19 protein-coding genes and 1 tRNA gene are annotated in these 20,867 nt (G+C 41.3%); 8 read left to right on the top strand and 12 right to left on the bottom strand.

Annotated elements, in window-relative coordinates; genetic code table 11:
* The first annotated feature begins 137 nt into the window (after nucleotides 1–137).
* Nucleotides 138–557, top strand: coding sequence for an OsmC family protein (locus HXT20_RS01985; RefSeq protein ID WP_004116790.1), 420 nt, complete (start codon nucleotides 138–140; stop codon nucleotides 555–557).
* Nucleotides 558–648: 91 nt separating this feature from the next.
* The gene (locus tag HXT20_RS01980; protein ID WP_004116793.1) at nucleotides 649–1,887 is read left to right on the top strand and encodes a glycosyltransferase; all 1,239 of its coding nucleotides are present in this window, start codon (nucleotides 649–651) and stop codon (nucleotides 1,885–1,887) included.
* Nucleotides 1,888–2,020: 133 nt separating this feature from the next.
* Here the strand turns inward: HXT20_RS01980 and HXT20_RS01975 are convergent, their stop codons facing one another.
* From HXT20_RS01975 to HXT20_RS01965, 3 genes are all read right to left on the bottom strand, one after another.
* Nucleotides 2,021–3,064 (bottom strand): universal stress protein, encoded by a 1,044-nt coding sequence (locus HXT20_RS01975; RefSeq protein ID WP_004115580.1) that lies wholly within the window; start codon nucleotides 3,062–3,064, stop codon nucleotides 2,021–2,023.
* Nucleotides 3,065–3,276: 212 nt separating this feature from the next.
* The gene (locus tag HXT20_RS01970) at nucleotides 3,277–4,032 is read right to left on the bottom strand and encodes a C40 family peptidase (protein ID WP_421786208.1); all 756 of its coding nucleotides are present in this window, start codon (nucleotides 4,030–4,032) and stop codon (nucleotides 3,277–3,279) included.
* A 161-nt stretch (nucleotides 4,033–4,193) separates the two neighbouring features.
* Nucleotides 4,194–5,198, bottom strand: a complete 1,005-nt coding sequence (locus tag HXT20_RS01965; protein ID WP_004116799.1) for a CHAP domain-containing protein — start codon at nucleotides 5,196–5,198, stop codon at nucleotides 4,194–4,196.
* Nucleotides 5,199–5,396: 198 nt separating this feature from the next.
* Here HXT20_RS01965 and HXT20_RS01960 point away from each other — a divergent pair, with 198 nt between their 5' ends.
* Entirely contained in the window at nucleotides 5,397–5,651 is a 255-nt protein-coding gene (locus HXT20_RS01960; RefSeq protein WP_422114418.1) for a DUF2530 domain-containing protein, read from the top strand.
* A gap of 23 nt (nucleotides 5,652–5,674) precedes the next feature.
* Here the strand turns inward: HXT20_RS01960 and HXT20_RS01955 are convergent, their stop codons facing one another.
* Nucleotides 5,675–7,102, bottom strand: a complete 1,428-nt coding sequence (locus HXT20_RS01955) for a sensor histidine kinase (protein WP_422114417.1) — start codon at nucleotides 7,100–7,102, stop codon at nucleotides 5,675–5,677.
* A 167-nt stretch (nucleotides 7,103–7,269) separates the two neighbouring features.
* On the opposite strand from HXT20_RS01955, the gene phoU reads away from it, so the two are divergent.
* Entirely contained in the window at nucleotides 7,270–7,950 is a 681-nt protein-coding gene (phoU, locus tag HXT20_RS01950) for a phosphate signaling complex protein PhoU (RefSeq protein WP_192381793.1), read from the top strand.
* Between the two features lie 145 nt (nucleotides 7,951–8,095).
* On the opposite strand, the gene HXT20_RS01945 is transcribed toward phoU, so the two are convergent.
* Together HXT20_RS01945 and lysS are read right to left on the bottom strand one after the other, a co-directional pair.
* Nucleotides 8,096–8,836, bottom strand: coding sequence for a phosphoglyceromutase (locus HXT20_RS01945; protein WP_004112459.1), 741 nt, complete (start codon nucleotides 8,834–8,836; stop codon nucleotides 8,096–8,098).
* A gap of 128 nt (nucleotides 8,837–8,964) precedes the next feature.
* Nucleotides 8,965–10,638, bottom strand: a complete 1,674-nt coding sequence (lysS, locus tag HXT20_RS01940; protein WP_004115592.1) for a lysine--tRNA ligase — start codon at nucleotides 10,636–10,638, stop codon at nucleotides 8,965–8,967.
* A gap of 448 nt (nucleotides 10,639–11,086) precedes the next feature.
* On the opposite strand from lysS, the gene HXT20_RS01935 reads away from it, so the two are divergent.
* From HXT20_RS01935 to HXT20_RS01925, 3 genes are all read left to right on the top strand, one after another.
* Nucleotides 11,087–11,160 (top strand) — tRNA-Pro (locus HXT20_RS01935).
* A gap of 113 nt (nucleotides 11,161–11,273) precedes the next feature.
* Nucleotides 11,274–13,370, top strand: coding sequence for a DUF4037 domain-containing protein (locus HXT20_RS01930; protein ID WP_248912220.1), 2,097 nt, complete (start codon nucleotides 11,274–11,276; stop codon nucleotides 13,368–13,370).
* Nucleotides 13,370–13,999, top strand: coding sequence for a DUF4125 family protein (locus tag HXT20_RS01925; RefSeq protein WP_004115596.1), 630 nt, complete (start codon nucleotides 13,370–13,372; stop codon nucleotides 13,997–13,999). The genes HXT20_RS01930 and HXT20_RS01925 overlap by 1 nt, the downstream gene beginning before the upstream one ends.
* A 25-nt stretch (nucleotides 14,000–14,024) precedes the next feature.
* On the opposite strand, the gene HXT20_RS01920 is transcribed toward HXT20_RS01925, so the two are convergent.
* The 6 genes from HXT20_RS01920 to hflX form a co-directional block, all read right to left on the bottom strand.
* Nucleotides 14,025–14,687, bottom strand: a complete 663-nt coding sequence (locus HXT20_RS01920; protein ID WP_162860857.1) for an HAD family hydrolase — start codon at nucleotides 14,685–14,687, stop codon at nucleotides 14,025–14,027.
* A gap of 13 nt (nucleotides 14,688–14,700) precedes the next feature.
* Nucleotides 14,701–15,141, bottom strand: a complete 441-nt coding sequence (locus tag HXT20_RS01915; RefSeq protein ID WP_004115603.1) for a metal-sulfur cluster assembly factor — start codon at nucleotides 15,139–15,141, stop codon at nucleotides 14,701–14,703.
* Nucleotides 15,142–15,194: 53 nt separating this feature from the next.
* Complete coding sequence (sufU, locus tag HXT20_RS01910; protein ID WP_004116808.1) at nucleotides 15,195–15,842, bottom strand: Fe-S cluster assembly sulfur transfer protein SufU; 648 nt, start codon at nucleotides 15,840–15,842, stop codon at nucleotides 15,195–15,197.
* 66 nt (nucleotides 15,843–15,908) lie between these two features.
* A complete protein-coding gene (locus HXT20_RS01905) occupies nucleotides 15,909–17,255 on the bottom strand; it encodes a SufS family cysteine desulfurase (RefSeq protein WP_080575217.1) in 1,347 nt (448 codons plus the stop codon).
* Between the two features lie 158 nt (nucleotides 17,256–17,413).
* The gene (locus tag HXT20_RS01900; RefSeq protein WP_004112440.1) at nucleotides 17,414–18,376 is read right to left on the bottom strand and encodes an L-lactate dehydrogenase; all 963 of its coding nucleotides are present in this window, start codon (nucleotides 18,374–18,376) and stop codon (nucleotides 17,414–17,416) included.
* Between the two features lie 133 nt (nucleotides 18,377–18,509).
* A complete protein-coding gene (gene hflX, locus HXT20_RS01895) occupies nucleotides 18,510–19,979 on the bottom strand; it encodes a GTPase HflX (RefSeq protein WP_013399502.1) in 1,470 nt (489 codons plus the stop codon).
* Between the two features lie 169 nt (nucleotides 19,980–20,148).
* Between hflX and HXT20_RS01890 the strand changes: the two genes are divergently transcribed.
* Complete coding sequence (locus HXT20_RS01890; protein WP_064623328.1) at nucleotides 20,149–20,850, top strand: class I SAM-dependent methyltransferase; 702 nt, start codon at nucleotides 20,149–20,151, stop codon at nucleotides 20,848–20,850.
* The last annotated feature ends 17 nt before the right edge of the window (nucleotides 20,851–20,867 follow it).

Below are 20,867 nucleotides of genomic sequence, written 5' to 3'. Positions count from 1 at the left end.
AAGAACAAGAATCAAACTGAAATCAAAGCATGCTAGTTATAATAGGTTTGTCTTAAAAAATAAAAGTTAAAAACAAATAGACATAAGCACAAACATAATCACAATGTGTTAATGTATAAAAATGCAAAGGAGCAAAAATGACTAGAAGAATATGGGTTGAACGTTTAGAAGACGGATCTTGGCAAGCACAAAGTGATGATGGTGCAACACTAAAATTTGGTAAAGGAGAAGGACAATTTTCACCTGTGGAACTAATGCAAATAGCTCTAGCTGGTTGCACAGCTTTAAGCAGCCAATACGCTGTTGAACATGCGCTCGGAGAAGGAAAAGGCGCTCGAGTTCTTGTAAATGGAACTTATGATCCAGAAGAAGGAACTTACTTAAGATTCCAAGAGGATGTAACAGTTGATGCTACAAGCGCAAAACCTGCTTTAAACGATGAAAATGCAAAAGAACTAAAAGAACGCATGGAAAGACATATCAACAAGGGTTGCACAGTTAAGCACACTCTTGAACGCGGCGCGCAAGTGCGTGTAACAGTAAATGTAAGACACTAAAAACGCTAAAAATCACAATTTGTGGCGCAATAACTTACACAATGCTACACTTTTAACGTTGTTAGAGCTATTTATGTAACTGGAGGAAACTTTGAAAATCGCGATTTTTACAGAAACATATCCACCATACATAAATGGCGTAGCAACGCAATCATACATGCTTAAAAAAATGTACGAGGAACTTGGACACGAGGTTCTTGTTGTTACGGTTGGATCCGAAAAACAGCGAAAAACTAAGCTTGTAGACGGAGTTGTATACGTTCCAGGAATACTTCTTAAAAAGCTATACAAGTATAGAGTTGCAATTCCGATTGGAAACATGCGCAAAAAATTCCCTATCAACTTTAAACCAGATGTTATTCATATACAAAATGAGTTTGGTATTGGTGAAATAGGTCTAGAAGTTGCTAAAAAAGAACATGTTCCTGTTATTTATACTCTTCATACAGAATACGATAAGTTCCTGTTTTATATTGGTCTAAAGCATTTTACAGAGTTTTCTAGGAATATTTCAGCAAAATATTTTACGCGATTTTCTAAAAATGCAACAATTATTACTAGTATGTCCGCTAAGGCTCAAGCTTATATTGATCGTCAAAAAGTCGATAAAAAAGTTGTTGTTCTTAGCAATGCAGTTGAATATAAAAAGTTCTTGCCTACACCAGAGCGAATTGCTTTTAGAAAAGAATTCCGTAAAAAATACGGTATTGCTGATTCCACGAAACTCTTCGTTTTTGTTGGAAGAATCGGAGCAGAAAAGAATATCTCTGAGCTTATTGACAACTTTATGTATTGCGATTTTCCACGCGAATTAGCTAGACTCGTTGTTATTGGCGGAGGACCTGATTTAGAAGACTTGCGTAAGAAAGTAGCTAGCAAAGGATTTGAAGATAGAATCTACCTACTTGGCCCTATTGAACACACGCAGATCCCTAAGTATTTGCACGCTATGGACTACTACACTACCGCTTCCCTATCGGAAATGCATTCACTTTCTATGCTTGAAGCCATGGCATCTGGATTATTTGCTCTCGTAAAGCACGATATCCCTAATGAGAATCAGATTATTAGTGGCAAAAATGGTTATCAGTGGGATTCTAAAGAAGACTTTAAGCAAGTGTTTAGTCACGTTCTTAACATGAGTGAAGAAGAGCAAGCACAACTAAAAGCAAATGTTCTCGAATACTCAAAGAACAATGACTTTAAAAAGCAAGCTCAAGAGCTAATTAAAATTTATAAACTTGCTATTGAAATGAACAATAACGAACTTGCTAAAAAACGCGCTGCTCGCGAAAAAAGACGCGCACGATTTTTACTTAAAAACAAGTAAAAATCAAACTTAAACAAATAAAAAGCACATAGTACATGCCTGGGCTAGCTTTGCAACAAAATAGCGTCCAAAACACTGTTTTAGTGCTTTGGACGCTATTTTCTACTACAAGCTACTTCTCTACTACAAACTACTAGTGAAGCGGATCAATAGTTTGCTCGATTTCTTTAGCAGCTTCCACACCAGCTTTTGGAACATCAACTGTATGAACGCCACTTATAGAATCAATAGCACTAGTATCATTACTTACCTTAGACTGCTGTGCTACTTGAGCAGCGCTTAACTCCACATACTTACGTGGAACCACATACACCGGTCTAGAAGAATGCTGCAACAAACCTTGGCTAATAGAACCAAGAAGCAATCCTGTAAAACCACCACGTCCTCGTGAACCCACAACAACCAAATCATTGTTTAAGCTCGCTTGAGTCAAAGCGTTTACAGCAGAACCTGGAACTACAGAACGATGAATCTTTAGATTTGGCAAACGCTGCAAAATAGGCTTTACTCTCTCATCAAGATCTTCCATATAAGATCCCATAACAGCAGTGTCACCTTCTGCACCCTGAACGCTAGGAACAGCAGAAATCACATCTAATTGTGCGTTCCAACTATCAGCCAAATCTGCAGCAATCTCAAGAGCTTTTAATCCCCACTTAGACTCGTCGGAGCCAACAGCAATCTTAGAAATCTTATTATTCAAGTGGATTCGTTGACCATCATCATCTGTATATGGAACAACAACAATTGGGCAATAAGCGTAGGCTGGAAGCGAAGAACTTGTCGTGCCAAGCAAACGCTCAGCCAATCCACCTTTACCTCGGTTACCAATAACAATAAGCTGATAGTTCCTAGAAAGCTCTACAAACACAGAAGAAGGATCGCCAGTAACGATTAACGTTGTTGCATCCACACCCTGTTCTAAAGCTACAGCTTTTGCTTTAGAAAGAATTTCCTGAGCGTCTTGATGAGCAACATTATCATCACCAATCGCAGTATAAGTCGCATCAAAAGATACAGCTGCATAACTAGGTAAAGAATATGCACAAACTATTTGAAGCTGTAATCCAGCATGCTTAGCATAATTAGATGCCCACCATACAGCCTTATAGCTCGCATGAGAACCATCAACACCTACAAGAACAGCTTTTTCTTGTGTAATAACACCTTGTGCCATCTAGATCCTCCTAGCATCGCGCGATTTTTTATTTTCTTAAATACTTTAAATACTAGAATAGCGCGTTTAAGGTAGTCGCGTCTATCGCGACACAACAAACCTAAGTATTAATGGCAAAATTAATTAAAAATAACCTAAAAACGTATCAAAACTACTAACAAAAACTAAAAGTTGTATCCATAAAATCATGAATACCACTCAAAATCAAATTGTCAGAAGATTCTACGAATAGAATAAGATCCCGAAAAAACGTATCTAATAGGATCATACTGAGTTCCAGCGTACTGAGAATTAATAACCATTCCATTACCAACATAAATAGATGCATGAGCACCATTGGCAATTATGTCACCAGGCTGGGCCTGAGCTAAACTCGGAACAGCCGTACCTACAGTGGCCTGAGCTCCAGAAGTTCTAGGTAAAGAAATACCCATATTGGCAAAAACGTACTGCACAAAACCAGAGCAATCCCAGCCAGCAGGACTTGTACCACCAGAACGATAAGGCACTTTACCTAAAAACTGAGCCGCAAAATTAAGCATCGCCGAAACAGACTGATTATCTGGAGGAGCAACAAAGTACGTCATAGGTCCAACGCCATTACGCGCTCCAGAACGACTTGCAGTAGCGTCGAAGCCATCAACAGAATTATTCTGTGCCTGTTGTTGCTGGCGAGCCTGTTCAAGTGCAAGTTCAGCAGCACTCTTAGTCTGCGGAACATCCAAAGACTCAATACTGCCCCAATGAGAATTAGCATCAACATCGGTAGAAGTGGATTCTGTAAACAAATCACGCTTAACATCAGTAATCTTAGGGAAAGAACGTGTAGATGTAACTGCTGATTCTTCAGCAGAAGCGGAAGCACAAGCAAGCGGAATCATAGCAGCAACCAGCGCTGCAGATACAAAACCTGCAAATACAGAAGAAAAAATCTTATCTCGCTTAATCATCATTAGCGATGTTAGCATGTTAATACTACAAACTAAGACCACAAACAAAATTTGCACGCACTATTTACAGCACAACAATGCACACCTACACGCATAACAGCCAGAATAGACTAGAAAACCGCAAAACGTAGTAACAGATATCAATATTAAAATGTCAAAATATTAAAATTCCAAATAATCTAGTAATGGATAAATTCAAAAGCCGAAGTTTCATTCGGATTTACAACCCTAGAGAAGGTCCTACCGTGAAGCTCCGCACTAGACTCAGATGTTTCAATAGAACCATCAGGATTAATTTTTTCAACAACAGCAACATGACCATAAGTACGATTAACGCCAGCCTGACCGCGACCAAACACCATAATATCGCCAACGTGACGAGGCGTACGATCTACCCAATATCCAAGTTTTCGAGCAGTCAAAGCCCACATCCAGCCGTCTCCCATATTGGAACCAACAGGAAGACCAAGCTGATGCCTACGAATATAAACCCACCAAGTGCACTGGCTAAACTCATATGCATTCCCAGAATCACCAGAACTATGATTTGGATTAAATCCAGCAGGCAAAGAATTAACGTCTGAATCCATTAAAATAGCAACCTGCGGATTATTCGCAGAAGACTTAGACATTTCAGAAACTTTAAAATCTGAATTAGAACCTAAATCCCACTTAGACTCATGAGACGATCTAGTAGAGAAAGCGTTTAAATCAGCTTCGAGACCAGCAACAGCACTGCTGAACTTCAAATATTTATCAGCACGATCTAACTTTTCACGCTGACTAGAACGAGAAGCAGCTTGATCATTAGAATCATTGGAAAAATTAATCTCAGAAGCATATTGCTTTGAAGCAAAAGAACCCAAACCATCAGTCTTGCTCAAAGCCATAGACGTCAATGCGGCACCAACTATAGCTACTAAAGACGTAGAAACAATAATACAATTCTTACGTTCTCTAGATTCGCGAGCTAAACGAATCTCGCGACGAGTACGAGGAGCAGAAGACATTTGCAAACTCTGAGCCACAGATTCGCTCAAGCCCACAACTGCACCATTATTCGCACAAACCGCTTCGGTAGAACGCTCAGAAGTAGCACTGGAAATATGAGAAGAGGAAAAAAGCATAAAAGGCGAAACGAAACGCCCCTTTGCTTTCTTAGCACCATGTGCACCATGTCTCATAAAAAACCACTCCCGAATTGTTAAAGTATCACGTCAAAACGGCACCTACAAAGCTCAAGACTACAACGTGGTGCGGATGTGATAAAAATGGTGTCGAAAAAGAAAATAGTAAAATTTAAACGTATATCATAAACGTATATCATCAAAAAATATAACCAAAAATTGATATTAGACATCACTAGATGTATGGTTAATCATATGAAGCTAGCACCGATTCTTAACCCAGATGCACGCAAAGAGGCACCAAAGCCATTGCGCGTAGACCTGTGCAAAGCATTTATGGTTGGAACAGTTCTATGGCTTATAGCATCAATAATCACTGTTGTGCTCGCAATCTTGCACTTTCTACTATGGTTTTTTGCTATAGCTTGCCTTAGCGGATTCGTAATAGGTATTTTGCTTTTAATCTGGGAACACTTTGACCGTTGGGATTATAGAAGACTAGGAAAGTAAAACGCTTAATACGATTAAGCGAACTATTTTGCATCCGATCTTGAAAGCGGAATCGCAAAATTAACCGTAGTACCTTTCCCTGGTCTACTCCACAATGTAATGCTACCGTGATGAGTAAGAGCCACGTGCTTAGCAATAGCAAGACCTAAACCAACACCATCCTGACTGCCGTCATTCTGGTTATCCGAACGATAAAAACGCTCGAAAATACGAGGCTGATCACGCAACGCAATACCAGAGCCACAATCAACAACACGAATCACTGCAAACTGAGAGTCATCAGACTTTAACGCTGAAATCGCCACACTGTTATTTGCTGAAGAATAGATAATAGCATTCTCAACAAGTTTACGCACGGCAGCGCTGATTTGTGAAAAACTGCCTAAAACACTAAGCGAAGAATCAGACTTAACGCAAAGACGCACATTTCGGCTCAAAGCAAGATATGAAACCTGATTCTGAACATCTTTTAACACACTCAAGACGTTCACAGCACTCGCCTTAGACACATCTATAGGCTTCTGAGCACTCATAAGAAGCAGAAGATCTTCCAACATATGTTCCAAGCGTTTAGAAGACCTCTGAGCTTTTAAAGACACTTCCTTAACACGATTAAGAGTAACATTACTATCCTGCAAAAGTTCTATAAGACTAGAAATCATTCGAGTAGAGCTAATAAGTTGTTGAGAAACATTACTTATAAAATCATCTCTAGTCTGCTCAAAACGATGCGCAGCACTCGTATCATTTAAAATAACAACAACCTTGCCTGCTCCAACACTTCCAACAGTAACATTAAGCCAATTAGGTCTAGAAACTGTAGAAGCATCAGACGATTTATCAGTTTTATTCGAGGAAAAGTCGCCAGCAACCGTAGCTGATTTTAATAACACAGCACTGTCACCAGAAAAATTACTATTAAAATCAGAATCTTCACCAATAGTTATATACTGTTCAGGAGTAAAAGTAACTAAATCAAAACTCTCAAAACCGCCAGACGCGCGCACACGATTTACAGAATCCAGAACTCTCGATTGAACAATAGAATCATCAACAACAACACCAAGCGTATAACTATCAGAACTAGCTCGTAAAACATCATTATCAGCATCGATAACAATAGTCGCAGCAGACAGCATGGATAAAATCGCACACGCATCTGAACTTATATCATCTGAATTACTATCAACTGAATCTTCATCATCTTCATCATCACCAAAATTACGTTTACCTAAAATTTTTAAGATCTTCTTAAAGCTACTACGAAAAATCCTACGCAAACCACCTGCTATAGGATTTACAACAGAACTAAAAAACGGTCTAAAAACACTACGAAATATTGGAAAAAGCGAATCAACAACAAACATAACAATTACGATTGCAACACAAAGCGCAATCAAAGCAAAAACAACAAACACCATTAAAGGCGAATATGGCGAATCTTGAAGCATACTCTTAAAGAATACTCTAACGCGCTCACATTTAAGCAACTAATACAGCGACTAATACATTTAACGCACGTGCGCACAGTAGTCTATACTTGATTAGGGCAATCTAAACAAACGCGAATATGCTCCAAACGCAATTGAGCGCGATTGAACGCAAGAAAGGACGCACCATGCGAGTGATTTTCAACGAAGAGATGAAGGCAGTTGCATTAAACATTGAACGCATGGCAGAGCTTGTTGCAAAAGCCATGAACGATGCTGGAAATGCTTTATTAAATGCTGATTTAGAATCTGCACAAGCAGTTATAGACAATGATACTCAACTAGATTCACTAGAAGATAGCGTTATAGATCAATGCTTAACATTGCTAGCTAGACAAAATCCTGTAGCAACAGATTTGCGAGAAGTAGTAGCAACCATGCGTTTGGCTGCGACTTTTGAGCGCATGGGAGATTTAACAAGTCACGTTGCGCAAATCGCAAGAAGAAATTGGCCTGATTGCGCAATACCAAATCAAGCAAAAGAAACTGTTGAAAAAATGGTTGACTTTTTGCATGTTCTTGCAGGTCAATTAACAGACATGCTTTCAAATAGAGACGTTAATGTAGCAGATGCAATTATTCACGGCGACGATGTAATGGATAAGTTGCACGAACACATTTTTGCGCTTGTAGAAGGCGAAGATTGGAATGGCACTAGAAAACAATTGATTGACTTAGTACTTCTAAGCAGATTCATGGAGAGAATCGGCGATCATTCAGTTGCTGCAGCAAGGCAAGTTGTATTTATTGTTTCGGGATTTGACCCAACTAAGAAGCCAGAACCAGATAAAGACACGGTTGTGGCATAAATACGGTTGTGGCATAGAACACGATTTTTGAATAGAAATCTAAAAAGTAGCTTGTAAAACAAAAGTAGGTTTGCAATTAATTTTGCAAACCTACTTTTTATTTAAGTTAATTTAAGATAATTAAGCTAACTTAAGCTAATCAAACTCACTTCTGACCCTGAGCAGCCACGGCGGCAGCACCAGCAGCAGCAGCTTCTGGATCCAAATACTCGCCGCGAGGCTTGATTGGCTTAAAGTTCTCGTCCAACTCGTAAAGAAGAGGAATAGCGGTTGGAATATTCACCTTGGAAATCTCTTCCTCGCTCAAGTTGTCGAGCATCTTAACAATTGCGCGCAAGCTATTGCCGTGAGCTGCAATCATCACAGTCTTGCCAGACTTAAGCTCTGGAATAATATCGGACTCCCAGTAAGGAGTTACGCGAGTCACAACGTTCGCCAAAGCTTCAGTTTCTGGAACTGGATCACCTGCGTAACGAGGATCATTCGTCTGAGAATACTCATCGTTTGGATCAATCTCAGGAGGTGGAGTTGCGTAAGAACGACGCCAAATCATGAACTTCTCATCGCCATATTCCTGACGAATCTCAGACTTGTTCTTACCTTGCAAAGCACCATAATGACGCTCGTTTAAACGCCAGCTACGGCGAACTGGAATCCACAAGCGGTCGGCTGCATCAAGCGCGTAATTCGCGGTATTGATAGCACGACGAAGCAAAGAAGTGAACACGATGTCTGGAAGAACATTCTTCTCTTTAAGAAGCTCGCCACCATGCTTAGCTTCCTCGACACCCTGCTCAGTCAGCGGTACATCAACCCAACCAGTGAACTGATTGGTCTTATTCCATGCGCTCTGACCATGTCGGAGCAATACTAATTTATATGTCATAGTTACCCAGTCTATTCGTTTCGTAAGACTACTTGCATAAAAGTAAACAAACACGAAAAATTTAATAGAAAAGCCGATGAATGTTTAAACGACATCCAACGGCTTTACAATCTACTAAAATCTATCAATTAGCGAAGAGGCTTAACGAGTGGGAACGTAATCGTCTCGCGAATAGTTGCGCCCGTAAGCGCAATCAGCAAGCGATCAATACCCATTCCCATGCCGCCAGCAGGAGGCATACCGACGCCGAGAGCCTCAATAAAGTCCTCGTCAATATCCATTGCCTCAACATCGCCAGCCAAAGCATCCTTAGCTTGAGCAACAAAGCGCTCGCGCTGCACAACAGGATCGTTAAGCTCGGAGTAGCCGGTTGCAAGCTCAAAGCCACGCACATACAAATCCCATTTTTCAACCATTCCTGGCTTAGTACGGTGACCCTTAACAAGCGGGCTGGTTTCCACTGGGAAGTCGCGCACAAACGTTGGCTCATAAAGCTTATCCTCATAGAAGTGCTCCCACAAGTGCTCAACCAACTTGCCGTGATTCTCCACTTCGTCGCGCTCAACGCCAAGCTTGTCTGCAATCGCACCCAAATGCTCAACAGAAGTTTCCGGCGTAATTTCCTCGCCCAAAGCCTCAGAAAGCGAGCCGTACATGGTAATCTGCTTCCACTCGCCGCCAAAATCGTACTCTTCGCCGTTAAGCAAAGTCACCTTAGTGGAGCCAAAAGCGTCGACAGCAGCCTTTTGAATCAGCTCTTTAGTAAGAGCTCCAATCGTATCGTAAGTGCCATAAGCTTGGTAAGCTTCGAGCATTGTAAACTCTGGAGCGTGAGTTGCATCTACGCCTTCGTTTCTAAAATCACGGTTGATTTCAAACACGCGATCAATGCCACCAACCAAGCAGCGCTTCAAGAAAAGCTCTGGCGCAATACGCAAATAAAGATCAATGTCGAACGCGTTCATATGAGTTGTAAACGGACGAGCAGCAGCGCCGCCGTGAACCGTTTGCAACATTGGTGTTTCAACTTCCAAGAAGTCATGGCTGTCGAAAGTGCGGCGAAGAGAAGCTACAGCATGAGAACGCCTGCGAACCATATCGCGAATCTTCTCGTCCGCAATCATGCCAATATAAGGCTTGCGCGTACGAGTATCGTCGCTTAATTCCTTATGCAAAGCCGGAAGTGGCTGCAAAGCCTTAGCTGCAATTGCCCACTCAGTTGCGAATACGGAAAGCTCGCCAGTTTTAGAAGAAATAACGCGACCGCGAACATACAAATGGTCGCCCAAATCAACCATCTGCTTGAAGCTCTTAATAGATTCTTCGCCAATTTCCTTCTTGGAAACCATCGCCTGAATCGTAGTGCCGTCACCAGCAGCAAGCTTAACGAAGCACAAGCCACCAGCATTACGCAAGAAAAGCACGCGACCTGCAATACCAACCTCGGTATCAGTTTCTTCGCCAGCTTCAAGCTTGCCATCAAAATCAGCACGAACCTTTTCGATAGTATCCGTAACATTAAGATGCACTGGGTATGGCTGCACACCCTCCTTAAGCATCATCGCGCGCTTAGCAACACGCATCTGCACCTGCTCTGGGTGCGCAAGCGGACCAAACTCTTTATTGCTTGGATCAATTGCTTCGTCAAGAGTAGCACCATCATTTACGCGCTTAGCAATAGCCTCATCTTGAGCGAGCAGCATCTCAGCATGCTCAACGGTGTCAATTTCATTGGCGTTATCTGTTACGTCATTTTCTGCGGCGTTTTGTGCGGCAGACATTGCAGTATTCGTGTCAGTCATAAACGCCAATTGTAGCTACTAGGGAATACAGGTAAGCGAGTCGCAAATGCATTTTATTGTGTTACTAGATCGATTGCGCTAATCATTTTTGCAACAAATATACATTTTTATAGAAATATTTATATTTTTCTGTTTTCGAAAGAAAAATACATTTACAGTAAAACTTTTTATTATTTTATTAAGATATACAAAATTATTTACGAAAAGTTACATCATTTTGCAAATATTGCGGAGACCATGCAGCTGCAAAAGAATACAAGTGAATTTTTAATAAAATTTTAAAAGAATTTATTTGACAACGACACACACTGTTAATTTGTAGCAAGTTCACGCTATTATAACCACGTTGTCGGAGTGTTGCATGCGCAATTACAACATGTAGCTGCGTCATGTATTCATAAGATGGATTCACGATGTGCAATCTCTATTGAGTTCGCACAATCGACATCGGGCTGTAGCGCAGTTTGGTAGCGCGCTTCGTTCGGGACGAAGAGGCCGCGGGTTCAAATCCCACCAGCCCGACTTTTGATTTTTTGCACAATCGCGCATATTACAACACTCGTATAAACAAATAATTCGCTATGATTGAGTAGTGAGCAAAACGGAATTTAATCGCAAGAAGCAAGGTGGCTTAAATGTTAAGCGTTTCGCAATTTTATAAAGAATTAGACAATATGTTTGCAAGCCACACAAGCGCGCAAGAAATCGAAAAATACCTGCTAAATGCGCTAAACCAATCGCAAGAAGAAGCACTCAAAGAAACACAAAATAAAGAATCTAAAGAAAAAGCAAATTGCGCATACGATAAATCACAAGAATCAAACGCTCAAGCATTGCAACTATCTGTGTTAAACGAGTTGATGGGATTTTATAGGTCTAGAGGAGAATACGCAAAAAACAAGCCAATCATTGACAATGCGCTAGATTTGGCAAAAAAGATGGATTTAGTAGGCAGCGAAGCTGGCACAACCACTTTGATTAACGCTGCTACTAGCCTACGAGCCGCGGGCAGCTATGAGCGCGCAGCAGAAATATATTCTCAAGCTATTAAAGAATCATCGAAAACACTAAAACCAAACGATAGAAAACTCGCTGCCCTTCACAACAATCTTTCAATGCTTTACAGCGAAACAGGCAACATGAGCGAAGCAATTAATGAACTTAATATTGCGCTTGAAATATTGCAAAAATCGAGTATCGATCCTTCAACAGACATAGATATAGCAGCAACTCACACAAATCTTGCGCTTGCGATTTTGCAAGAGTGTTCGCAGCCTAGCGAAAGCACAAACAGCAAATCCACTATCCTTAACTCTGCTTTTGAACACGCTTCAACTAGTATTCGCATGTACATTGCAGGAAATAACCAAAATCAACCACATTACACATCTGCTTTAGCTGGATATGCTCAAGTTCAATACGCACGAAAAGAGTATTCCGACGCTGTAAAAGCATACAGCGAAGCTCTAGATTTAATAGCACAATGTTACGGAAAAGATAGCGAGTCATACGCTATAACGTTGGAGAATCTGCAGCAAGCACAGGATGCAGAAGAAAAATTTACGGCGAAAAGCGCGGCAAATACAATTCAATGCAATTCGGAAAAGTCGCAAGCAAGCGATGAGCCAAAGCCAGAGTCAAATAAAACTATACAATCAAATAAAACCATAAAATCAATCAAAACTGTAAAAACAGAATATAATCCAAAAATCAAAAACGGCATGCAACTTGCAAAATCATATTGGCAAACTTACGGAAAACCACTGCTTGAACTTGAACAATTTAAAGACTATAAAAACCGCATAGCTGCAGGATTAGTAGGTCACGGATCGGAATGCTACGGATTTGACGACGAGATTTCGCGCGATCACGATTTTGGCCCAGGATTCTGCTTATGGCTTACAGATGAAGACTATGCGAAAATTGGCGATGATTTGCAAGCAGCTTACGATTCTCTTCCGCAAGAATACGCTGGTTTTGGCTCTCGCGAAGAAACTCCACGCGCTAAATCATGCGAAGGAAGCAAGCGAGTTGGAATATTTAGCATAAGCGAATTTTTTGAAAACATAACGGGATTTTCTACTGCACCAAGTCAAAACGAGCCGCATTTATGGCTTTCGTTAAGCGAGCCAACACTTGCTGCAGCTACGAACGGCCAAATTTTTGCAGACCCACTTGGAGAATTTAGCAAAACGCGTCAAAGTTTTAAACTCATGCCAGACGATGTGCGAATCTCGCTAATCTCTAGAAGGCTTGGCATGATGGCTCAAGCAGGTCAATACAATGTTCCACGAATGCTAGCGCGAAAAGACGGAGCTGCAGCATGGCTTTCTATAAACGAGTTTGTGCGCGCAACCGCTTCAATCGTATTTTTGCTAAATAACCCAATAAGTGCAGGATATTTGCCATATTATAAGTGGCAATTTGCAGCACTTCGCAAGCTAAGCAATCGCATGGCGTCTAGGCTTTCTGGCGTAGCAAATCAACTTGAATCGCTTATGCGACTAAGCTCCGCAGCATGCTTTGGTGGAATCGGATTTGGCGAAGGCACAAAAGGCAGCAGCGAAGCTGAATCTAAAATAAACGAGATTATTCAAAACGTGTGCAACGAAGTAGTGCAAGAGCTTAAATATCAAGGTTTGAGCGATTGCAATGAAACGTTTTTAGAATGGCAACGCCCGTATGTTGAAGCACATATTAATTCGCGCGCAACGTGCTTAAGGAGCTTATGATGTGCGATTCATTATCAAATCCAAAAACGCAAAATCTTGCAGAAGAAATTACAAAACTAGAATGGCAGCAATTCCAGCTTACGCAAAACGAAGGCGGGCGCGCGAATTGCCAGGAAGATTGGCAAACATTCCGCATTATGCGCATGAGTCAATTTTTAACTTGGCCTCTGGATTTGCAAGAGTCTTATAAAAAAGATCTTGAGCGCGCTGACAGCAATGGCAGAAATTTGATAACAGAAAAATATGCAAGAATGATGGAGTCTACTGCTCCAGAAATTTTTGAGCGCACAATTAAGCCTTATATTAAGCCGATTTTAGAGCCTAGAAAAAGCGAGCAAGAGAAGATTATTTTAACGCAAGTTAAATGGGCGGATGATTTTCGCGATCGATACCCTCATTTAGGTCTTGCAATGCGCGTTCTAAAAACAAGCGAAGATACAGAAGAAAATACATCTTTTGAAACGTATTTACGAGGAGAATTAAGCACGTATTCCGCCGAAACTTTTGCTAAATATAAGTCTTTTATAGAAGATTTAACAGCGAAAAATCTAAATCTAACGCAAATGATTATTACAAATACTGTGCGCATGTATGGCTACGATTCACTTGAAGCAGCCGACAAATGTTGAGTCAACTATAGCGTGAATAGTTTTATTACAGTGTGAATAGTTTTGCAAATGCACACTCAATTCTTTGTGCAGTTTTTAAACTACGCAAATCAGATTCAACAAAAACAGTAGAAGATGCGCTCAAACCATTTTTGCTCAAAAAATCTCTATAAATCATAATATTCGGCTTGCGCAAATGATATTCATAAGATGCGCTAACGCCATTTATCTCGCCAAGTATTGGGCAAGTTGTGCGCGCGCAATCAACCCACTCTTGTGAAGCATTTCCCAGCGCCCAAACGCGCACACCTTTTGCAGTTAAATCGCGAGCAACAGCCGCAAAACGCGCTCGCTCCCCTAAAAATCCGTGTAAAAAATTCTCAAAATACAAGCGATAAAGCCAAGTTACGGCAGGACCATGATGCTCACTAAACGATTCAAGCGCACGCTCAATGCTCCATCCTGATTCACGCAAAGCCTCGTGAAACTCAAAACCCCATTCTGGCTCATAGCTAAACAGCACCTCGCCAATATAATCTGGGTAATACGATTCCAACGTGCGACGCGCATCCCAATCAACAAGAAGATGCAAGTCAAAAACAACATCTGTTATGCCGTTTTCAATAATTTTTTGCGCGCATAAATCGCAATAATCACAACTATTCTTGCAATCATTGCGATTAGGCGAAACATCTTCTGTACAAATCATTACAAATCCTAAATTATTCAGTTGGCGAAATTCCTCCGGCATAGGACGACATTCCAGCACCAGCACCAATTCCAGCACCAAAGCTAGCAGGCAAATTGTTCAAATTATAGCCGAGCGCCTCAAGCTGCGCGCGCCCATCTTCCGTAATATTTTCAACACTCCAACGCGGTTTCCAAGTCCAATCAATACGAAATTCATCAACTAATCCAACAAGCGCACTCGCGCACTCGTCTTCAATCAAATCCGTAAGCGGGCAAGCAGGCGTTGTAAGCGTCATCGTAATAATCGCGCGTCCAAGCTCATCAATTTCAATCCCGTAAACTAAACCTAAATCAACTACGTCAATTCCAAGCTCTGGGTCTACAACATCATGCAAAGCATCCTGAATGTCTTCCTCAGTTACGCGACCGATGCTATTTACGTTGATCTGAGATTGAGCTTGATTTTCTGCCATAATATTCCTTATTTTTAGTGTTACACTGCGATTTTATAAAGCCACATACGATTTTATAAAGCCTCAATAGCCTTTGCAATACCGTCTTTTAAGCCTTCCCATGCAAGCAATGCGCACTTTATTCGCATTGGATATTTAGAAACGCCTTGAAAAACCATTGCATCTTCCAACTCATCTTCGTCTTGCTCGTTTTCTAATCCCGCTCCCCTAGATTCCATAAGCTTGTGGAAAAGCGCGGCTAATCGCAAGGCATCCGCAACAGTTTTTCCCTCAACCAAATCAACCATAATCGAAAGACTAGCTTGCGAAATTGAGCAACCATGGCCATCCCACTTAATACTTTTAACAAGCGCATTGCTTGAATTGTCAACGTTTTTAGCGAGTTCCACATGCATCGTAACCTCATCTCCACAAGTTGGGTTAAATTGATGAGATTTTCCTAATGCGTAATTTTTATTAGCTTCTACAGCACAATTTTCATGATGATTTGTAATTGTTATATTAGAATTGTTTTTTAACTCATCGGTTGCTGGCGACTTATCCGAAGCCTCCTCAACTTTCTCTTCCTGCTCTTCTGCTTTAGAAAGACTTTCTGTGTTTGAAAAATGTGTTTTTCCGTGCGGATTTCTAGCAGCATCTAAAATCACTTCTTGATACATGCTTTCTAAGCCACTACCGTCGTCAACACTCATATCAAACATATGCTCTCCTTATTTGTTATTAAACAGTATTTTATTTGAATTCTATTTGAATTTTATTTGACAATACTATGCACCAAAGTATGCGCGAACATGGGAAACAGCTTCCACAAGCGCGCGAGCTTCTTCGATTGTGTTATAAACTCCAACAGACGCGCGATTTGAAGCATACACGCCAAAATGGCGATGAATCGGCTGAGCACAATGATGTCCAACGCGAATCGCAATTCCTTGCGCATCCAAAAACTGGCCAACGTCATGCGGATGCACGCCTTCAACCTCAAAAGAAACCGTTGCAATACGGTTGTTTAAATCAAGCGGCCCAAGCACGCGAACGCCCGGAACATCCTGCAATTTCAACAATTCTGCAGCAAGTTCCTGCTCGTGCTCTGCAACTCGGTTCATGCCCAACGCGCGCAGCCAATCCGCAGCTACTCCTGCAGCAACCATTTGTGCAACTGGCTGAGTTCCTGCCTCAAAACGGTAAGGCGCTTGCATATATTGCGCTGGCTTGTTAAGCCACGCAAGCTCCACCATAGATCCACCAAAATTGGCTGGTGGAAGACTGTTCAAAAGATTGCGGCGTCCATACAAGAACCCAACGCCCGTAGGGCCGTACATTTTATGCGCGCTAAATGCTGCAAAATCAACATCTAGCGCATGAAAATCAACTGGAATATGTGGAACGGACTGGCAGGCGTCAAGAACAAAAATTGCACCAACCTCATGCGCACGCTTGCAAATCGGCGAAACGTCCGTAATAGCGCCAGTAACATTGCTAATATGCGTAACTGCAACGATTTTCGTGCGCTCGTCAACAATCGTGCTCAAATAATCCGCGTCCGCCCGCACTCGACCATCTTCACTTACATCGATCCAGCGAAGCTCTGCACCCGATCGAATCGCAAGCTCTTGGAACGGCAACAAAACAGAATGATGGTCTGAGCGAGAAACAACAATATTATCTCCCTCATTAATCACAAAATGTTGGCGCAAAGTTAAGTTATCTTCCGCAAAACCAGTGCGATTTAATCTAGCGTTAATCGTAGCGTTCCCAATAGAAGTGGCAAGAAGATTTAGAGCGCCTGTAGCACCAGGCGTAACAATAATCTCTTCGTTTCCTTCTTCACTACAAGCATCAACGAGTTTTGCAACTTTTGCACGTGCTTCTTCAAAGGCAACTGTCGAAAGCGCCGCCAACTCGTGCGCCCCCCTATGCACGCCAGCATTAATAGTCTTATAAAATTCGCTCTCTGCATCGATTACAACCTGCGGCTTTTGAGCAGTAGCTGCAGAATCTAAGTAAATCAAGGGTTTTGAATGTACTTTGCGACTTAAAATTGGAAATTGAGATCTCAAATCTTCAAACTTGTGCATTAACACAGTATCTGTCTCAAGATTTTTATGATTAAACATTCAAAATCCCCTTTTAAGCAAATTTATACAACCTATACAATCAAATTTTATAAATCTTGTTCATAATTTAAAAGTCGCTCCCCCAAAACAAAGATTGAAGGAACGACTTTCAAAATTTAAATTTTAATAATTAGCGTTTTATGAACAGCTAATATTAATTAGAATCCAAACTCTGCAGCAGCCTGACGAAGAGTTTCCGCAGAACGCTTCAAAGCAGCAAGCTCGCGATCCGAAACTGGAGTGTTCAAGCGAGAGTTTACGCCATTACGGTTCAACAAAGTTGGAACGGACATGCAGACGTCTGAGATTCCATGGAAATCGTCAAGAAGAGAAGATACTGGCAAAATGCGGTTAGTATCGCGAAGAACGGCTTCAACAATATCAACACCAGACATAGCGATAGCGTAGTTTGTAGCGCCCTTACCGTTAATAATCTTGTAAGCTGCGTTCTTAACTTCTTGATGAATCTCTTCGCGCTTAGCTTCATCCAATGGCTCATGACCTGGAAGAGCGTTCCACTCGCACATTGGAACGCCACCAATAGTTGCAGAAGCCCAAAGAGGAACTTCGGAATCGCCATGCTCGCCAGCAATATAAGCGTGAACATTCTTAACATTCACACCAGTTTGCTGCGCAATAAGGAAGCGCAAACGTGCAGAATCAAGGTTTGTACCAGATCCAAACATTTGATTAGCAGGAAGACCAGAAAGCTTCATAGAAACATGCGTAACAACATCCACAGGATTTGTAATAAGCATATAGATAGCGTTTGGAGCGACCTTCACAACATTAGGAATAATCGACTTCATAATGTTGATGGTTGCACCTGCAAGCTCCAAGCGAGTCTGACCAGGCTTTTGACGAGCACCAGCAGTAATAACAACCATGTCTGCATCACGGCAGATTTCAACGTCATCTGAGCCATCAATAGAAACAGCTGGATAGAAGCTAGAACCATGCTGCATATCGAGCACTTCCGCTTCAACACGTTCCTTAGCGATATCCTCAAGCACAATTTCACGAGCAACACCGCGCTGAGCTGCAGCAAACGCAAGCGTGGAACCTACTGCACCAGCACCAATAATCGCAAGCTTAGTTGGCTTAACCTGAGAACTCACCATTAGAAAAACCCCTTTTCCACAAACCGAGTCGACCCTTATAACTTATAAATAGAAAAATACAAGGGCTGCTCTCACATTAAGAGCTATATGTGTATAAACAGTTTTTACTTTAATCACACCACCGGAATTTTGTTTAAAGTGCAATTTGCATAAGTTTTGCAGCCAAAGAATCGCCAACAAAAGCATCTAATTCTACACCAGAATCCTTATATTCCGCGGATTTTACAATACCGTTTTCCCTAACTCTAGATAGCAAAGATCCAGAATAATCACTATAAGGCAATGTAACTTTAACATGAACATGTGGTGAAGGTAACAAATTTTCTATACGCGTTCTTAAGCGGTCAATATTTGTTCCACTTGCAGCAGACACAATTAAAGAATCAGGATACAACGATTGCAAACGTAAACGCATTGGTTCTTGCATAACATCCGACTTATTAAACGCAATAATTTGCGCTATATCTTCCACACCGTCAATTTGAGCTAAAACCTCGTTAACTGCCTCAATTTGAGAAACAGGGTCTGGGTGAGAACCGTCAACAACGTGCAAAATTACATCTGCATTACCAACTTCTTCCAAAGTTGATTTAAACGCTTCTACTAGCTGAGTTGGCAACCTTCGAACAAAGCCAACCGTGTCTACAAGTGTATAAGCGCGACCATCTTTAGTTAAAGACTTTCGAACAGCAGTATCCAAAGTTGCAAAAAGCGCGTTTTCTACAAGTTCTTTAGATCCTGTAAGCCTATTTATAATCGAAGATTTTCCAGCATTTGTATACCCTACTACTGCAACAGTTGGAATATCTTGACGACGCCTAGATCCGCGCTTTGTTTCTCGAGTTGGTGCCATTAGTGCAATGTCGTGACGCAATTTTGAAATTCGATTCCTAATTGCGCGCCTATCCATTTCGATTTTTGTTTCACCAGGACCTCTAGAGCCTATTCCTGCGTCTCCTGCAGCGCGACCACCAGCCTGCCTAGAAAGAGCAGCACCCCAACCTCTAAGTCGCGGAAGCATGTATTGAAGCTGAGCAAGCTCGACTTGCGCCTTTCCTTCCCTACTTGTTGCATGCTGAGCGAAAATGTCTAGAATAACAGCCGTTCTATCTACAACCTTGACTTTAGTGGCATCTTCCAAAGCTCTTCTCTGGCTTGGTGGAAGATCGTCGTCTACTACAATCGTATCCGCATCATTTTGCGCCACAACCGCTGCAAGTTCACGCGCTTTTCCAGAACCAACATACGTTGCTGCATCTGGTCTGTATCTTTGCTGCAACATGCCGTCGCATACTACTGCACCAGCTGTTTTAGCAAGCGCCGCCAACTCTCTAAGGGACTCTTCTGCTTGGCTTAAAGTTCCGCGAGCGCTAGACCATACGCCTACTAAAACAACGCGTTCTAGTCTTAGTTTTCTGTATTCTACTTCGGTTACGTCTTGTAATTCTCCAAGACCCGCAACTCGTTTTAAGGCGTTTCTTGATTCTCGCTCTTGCCAAGCTTCATCGTTACTTTCTAGGCTTGATCCAGTGTTTGTGGAATCTAGTAGTACTTCGGAATGTCCTGAAAGAACGTCTTTATGCTCATTTTTATGCTCAGGCATATTATTATCACCACTCGCCAAATTGCTGTTTGCTAAAGTATCTACCAAAACTATGCCCTTTGCTATTTTGCTTTAACTACTAACGCTAAATCCCCTGTTAATACACGATTTACAACGTTTGTTTTATTATTGTGAATCTAGAAGACATAATTTTTAACGCAACACTAAAATGGCTATTAACACTTTTAATAAAACTAAAAAGACAAGCAGCATTAATGCTACTAAAACAAACAAAAATACTAAAGAAGCTAAAACTGGCGGCGAACAGTATTTTTCCGCTAATCCAAACTCTTTAGACTTAAGACGAACTTTGCATGTTGATTTGCGCGGTCACGAGGTTAGTGTGCAAGTTTCTAATGGAGTTTTTAGCTCCTCTAAGCTTGATTTAGGTACTGCAGTTCTACTTAAACACGCTCCACAGCCTCCAGAAAATGGGCGATTTTTCGATATCGGTTGCGGATGGGGTGCTATTAGTTTGGCTTTAGGTTTTGAATCCCCTAATGCGCAAATTTATGCTGTAGATGTTAATGAACGTGCTCTAGATCTTACTGGTATTAATGCCAAGAATGCTGGATTAAACAACATTCACACTTATCTTGTAGAAGATGCATTAAAAGAAGATGCGCTAAAAGACATTGATCTTATTTGGTCTAATCCTCCAATCCGCGTTGGAAAAGACGTTTTGCACAATATTTTGATCACCTGGCTTCCTCGCCTAAAAGTTGGTGGAGCTGCTTATTTGGTTGTTCAAAAAAATCTTGGCTCCGATTCCTTAATCACTTGGCTTTCTAAAACTCTTGGGGAAGATTTTAGCGTTGAAAAATACGCAAGCTCTAAGGGATACAGGATTATAGAAGTCTTAAGAAAATAAGATTTAGCAAAATTTAA

This window comes from Gardnerella sp. DNF00109 (assembly GCF_049262845.1).
Classification (GTDB): Bacteria; Actinomycetota; Actinomycetes; order Actinomycetales; family Bifidobacteriaceae; genus Bifidobacterium; species Bifidobacterium vaginale.
This window is presented reverse-complemented; position numbering and strand designations above follow the sequence as displayed.

Excerpts from the sequence above, each read along its gene's own strand:
- HXT20_RS01915 (WP_004115603.1), bottom strand. The coding sequence starts at position 15,141 with ATGGCAGAAAATCAAGCTCAATCTCAGATCAACGTAAATAGCATCGGT.
- lysS (WP_004115592.1), bottom strand. The coding sequence starts at position 10,638 with ATGACTGACACGAATACTGCAATGTCTGCCGCACAAAACGCCGCAGAA.
- HXT20_RS01975 (WP_004115580.1), bottom strand. The coding sequence starts at position 3,064 with ATGGCACAAGGTGTTATTACACAAGAAAAAGCTGTTCTTGTAGGTGTT.
- HXT20_RS01960 (WP_422114418.1), top strand. The coding sequence starts at position 5,397 with ATGAAGCTAGCACCGATTCTTAACCCAGATGCACGCAAAGAGGCACCA.
- HXT20_RS01905 (WP_080575217.1), bottom strand. The coding sequence starts at position 17,255 with ATGTTTAATCATAAAAATCTTGAGACAGATACTGTGTTAATGCACAAG.
- HXT20_RS01955 (WP_422114417.1), bottom strand. The coding sequence starts at position 7,102 with ATGCTTCAAGATTCGCCATATTCGCCTTTAATGGTGTTTGTTGTTTTT.
- sufU (WP_004116808.1), bottom strand. The coding sequence starts at position 15,842 with ATGTTTGATATGAGTGTTGACGACGGTAGTGGCTTAGAAAGCATGTAT.
- hflX (WP_013399502.1), bottom strand. The coding sequence starts at position 19,979 with ATGCCTGAGCATAAAAATGAGCATAAAGACGTTCTTTCAGGACATTCC.
- HXT20_RS01985 (WP_004116790.1), top strand. The coding sequence starts at position 138 with ATGACTAGAAGAATATGGGTTGAACGTTTAGAAGACGGATCTTGGCAA.
- HXT20_RS01930 (WP_248912220.1), top strand. The coding sequence starts at position 11,274 with ATGTTAAGCGTTTCGCAATTTTATAAAGAATTAGACAATATGTTTGCA.
- HXT20_RS01900 (WP_004112440.1), bottom strand. The coding sequence starts at position 18,376 with ATGGTGAGTTCTCAGGTTAAGCCAACTAAGCTTGCGATTATTGGTGCT.
- HXT20_RS01925 (WP_004115596.1), top strand. The coding sequence starts at position 13,370 with ATGTGCGATTCATTATCAAATCCAAAAACGCAAAATCTTGCAGAAGAA.
- phoU (WP_192381793.1), top strand. The coding sequence starts at position 7,270 with ATGCGAGTGATTTTCAACGAAGAGATGAAGGCAGTTGCATTAAACATT.
- HXT20_RS01945 (WP_004112459.1), bottom strand. The coding sequence starts at position 8,836 with ATGACATATAAATTAGTATTGCTCCGACATGGTCAGAGCGCATGGAAT.
- HXT20_RS01965 (WP_004116799.1), bottom strand. The coding sequence starts at position 5,198 with ATGAGACATGGTGCACATGGTGCTAAGAAAGCAAAGGGGCGTTTCGTT.
- HXT20_RS01920 (WP_162860857.1), bottom strand. The coding sequence starts at position 14,687 with ATGATTTGTACAGAAGATGTTTCGCCTAATCGCAATGATTGCAAGAAT.
- HXT20_RS01890 (WP_064623328.1), top strand. The coding sequence starts at position 20,149 with ATGGCTATTAACACTTTTAATAAAACTAAAAAGACAAGCAGCATTAAT.
- HXT20_RS01970 (WP_421786208.1), bottom strand. The coding sequence starts at position 4,032 with ATGCTAACATCGCTAATGATGATTAAGCGAGATAAGATTTTTTCTTCT.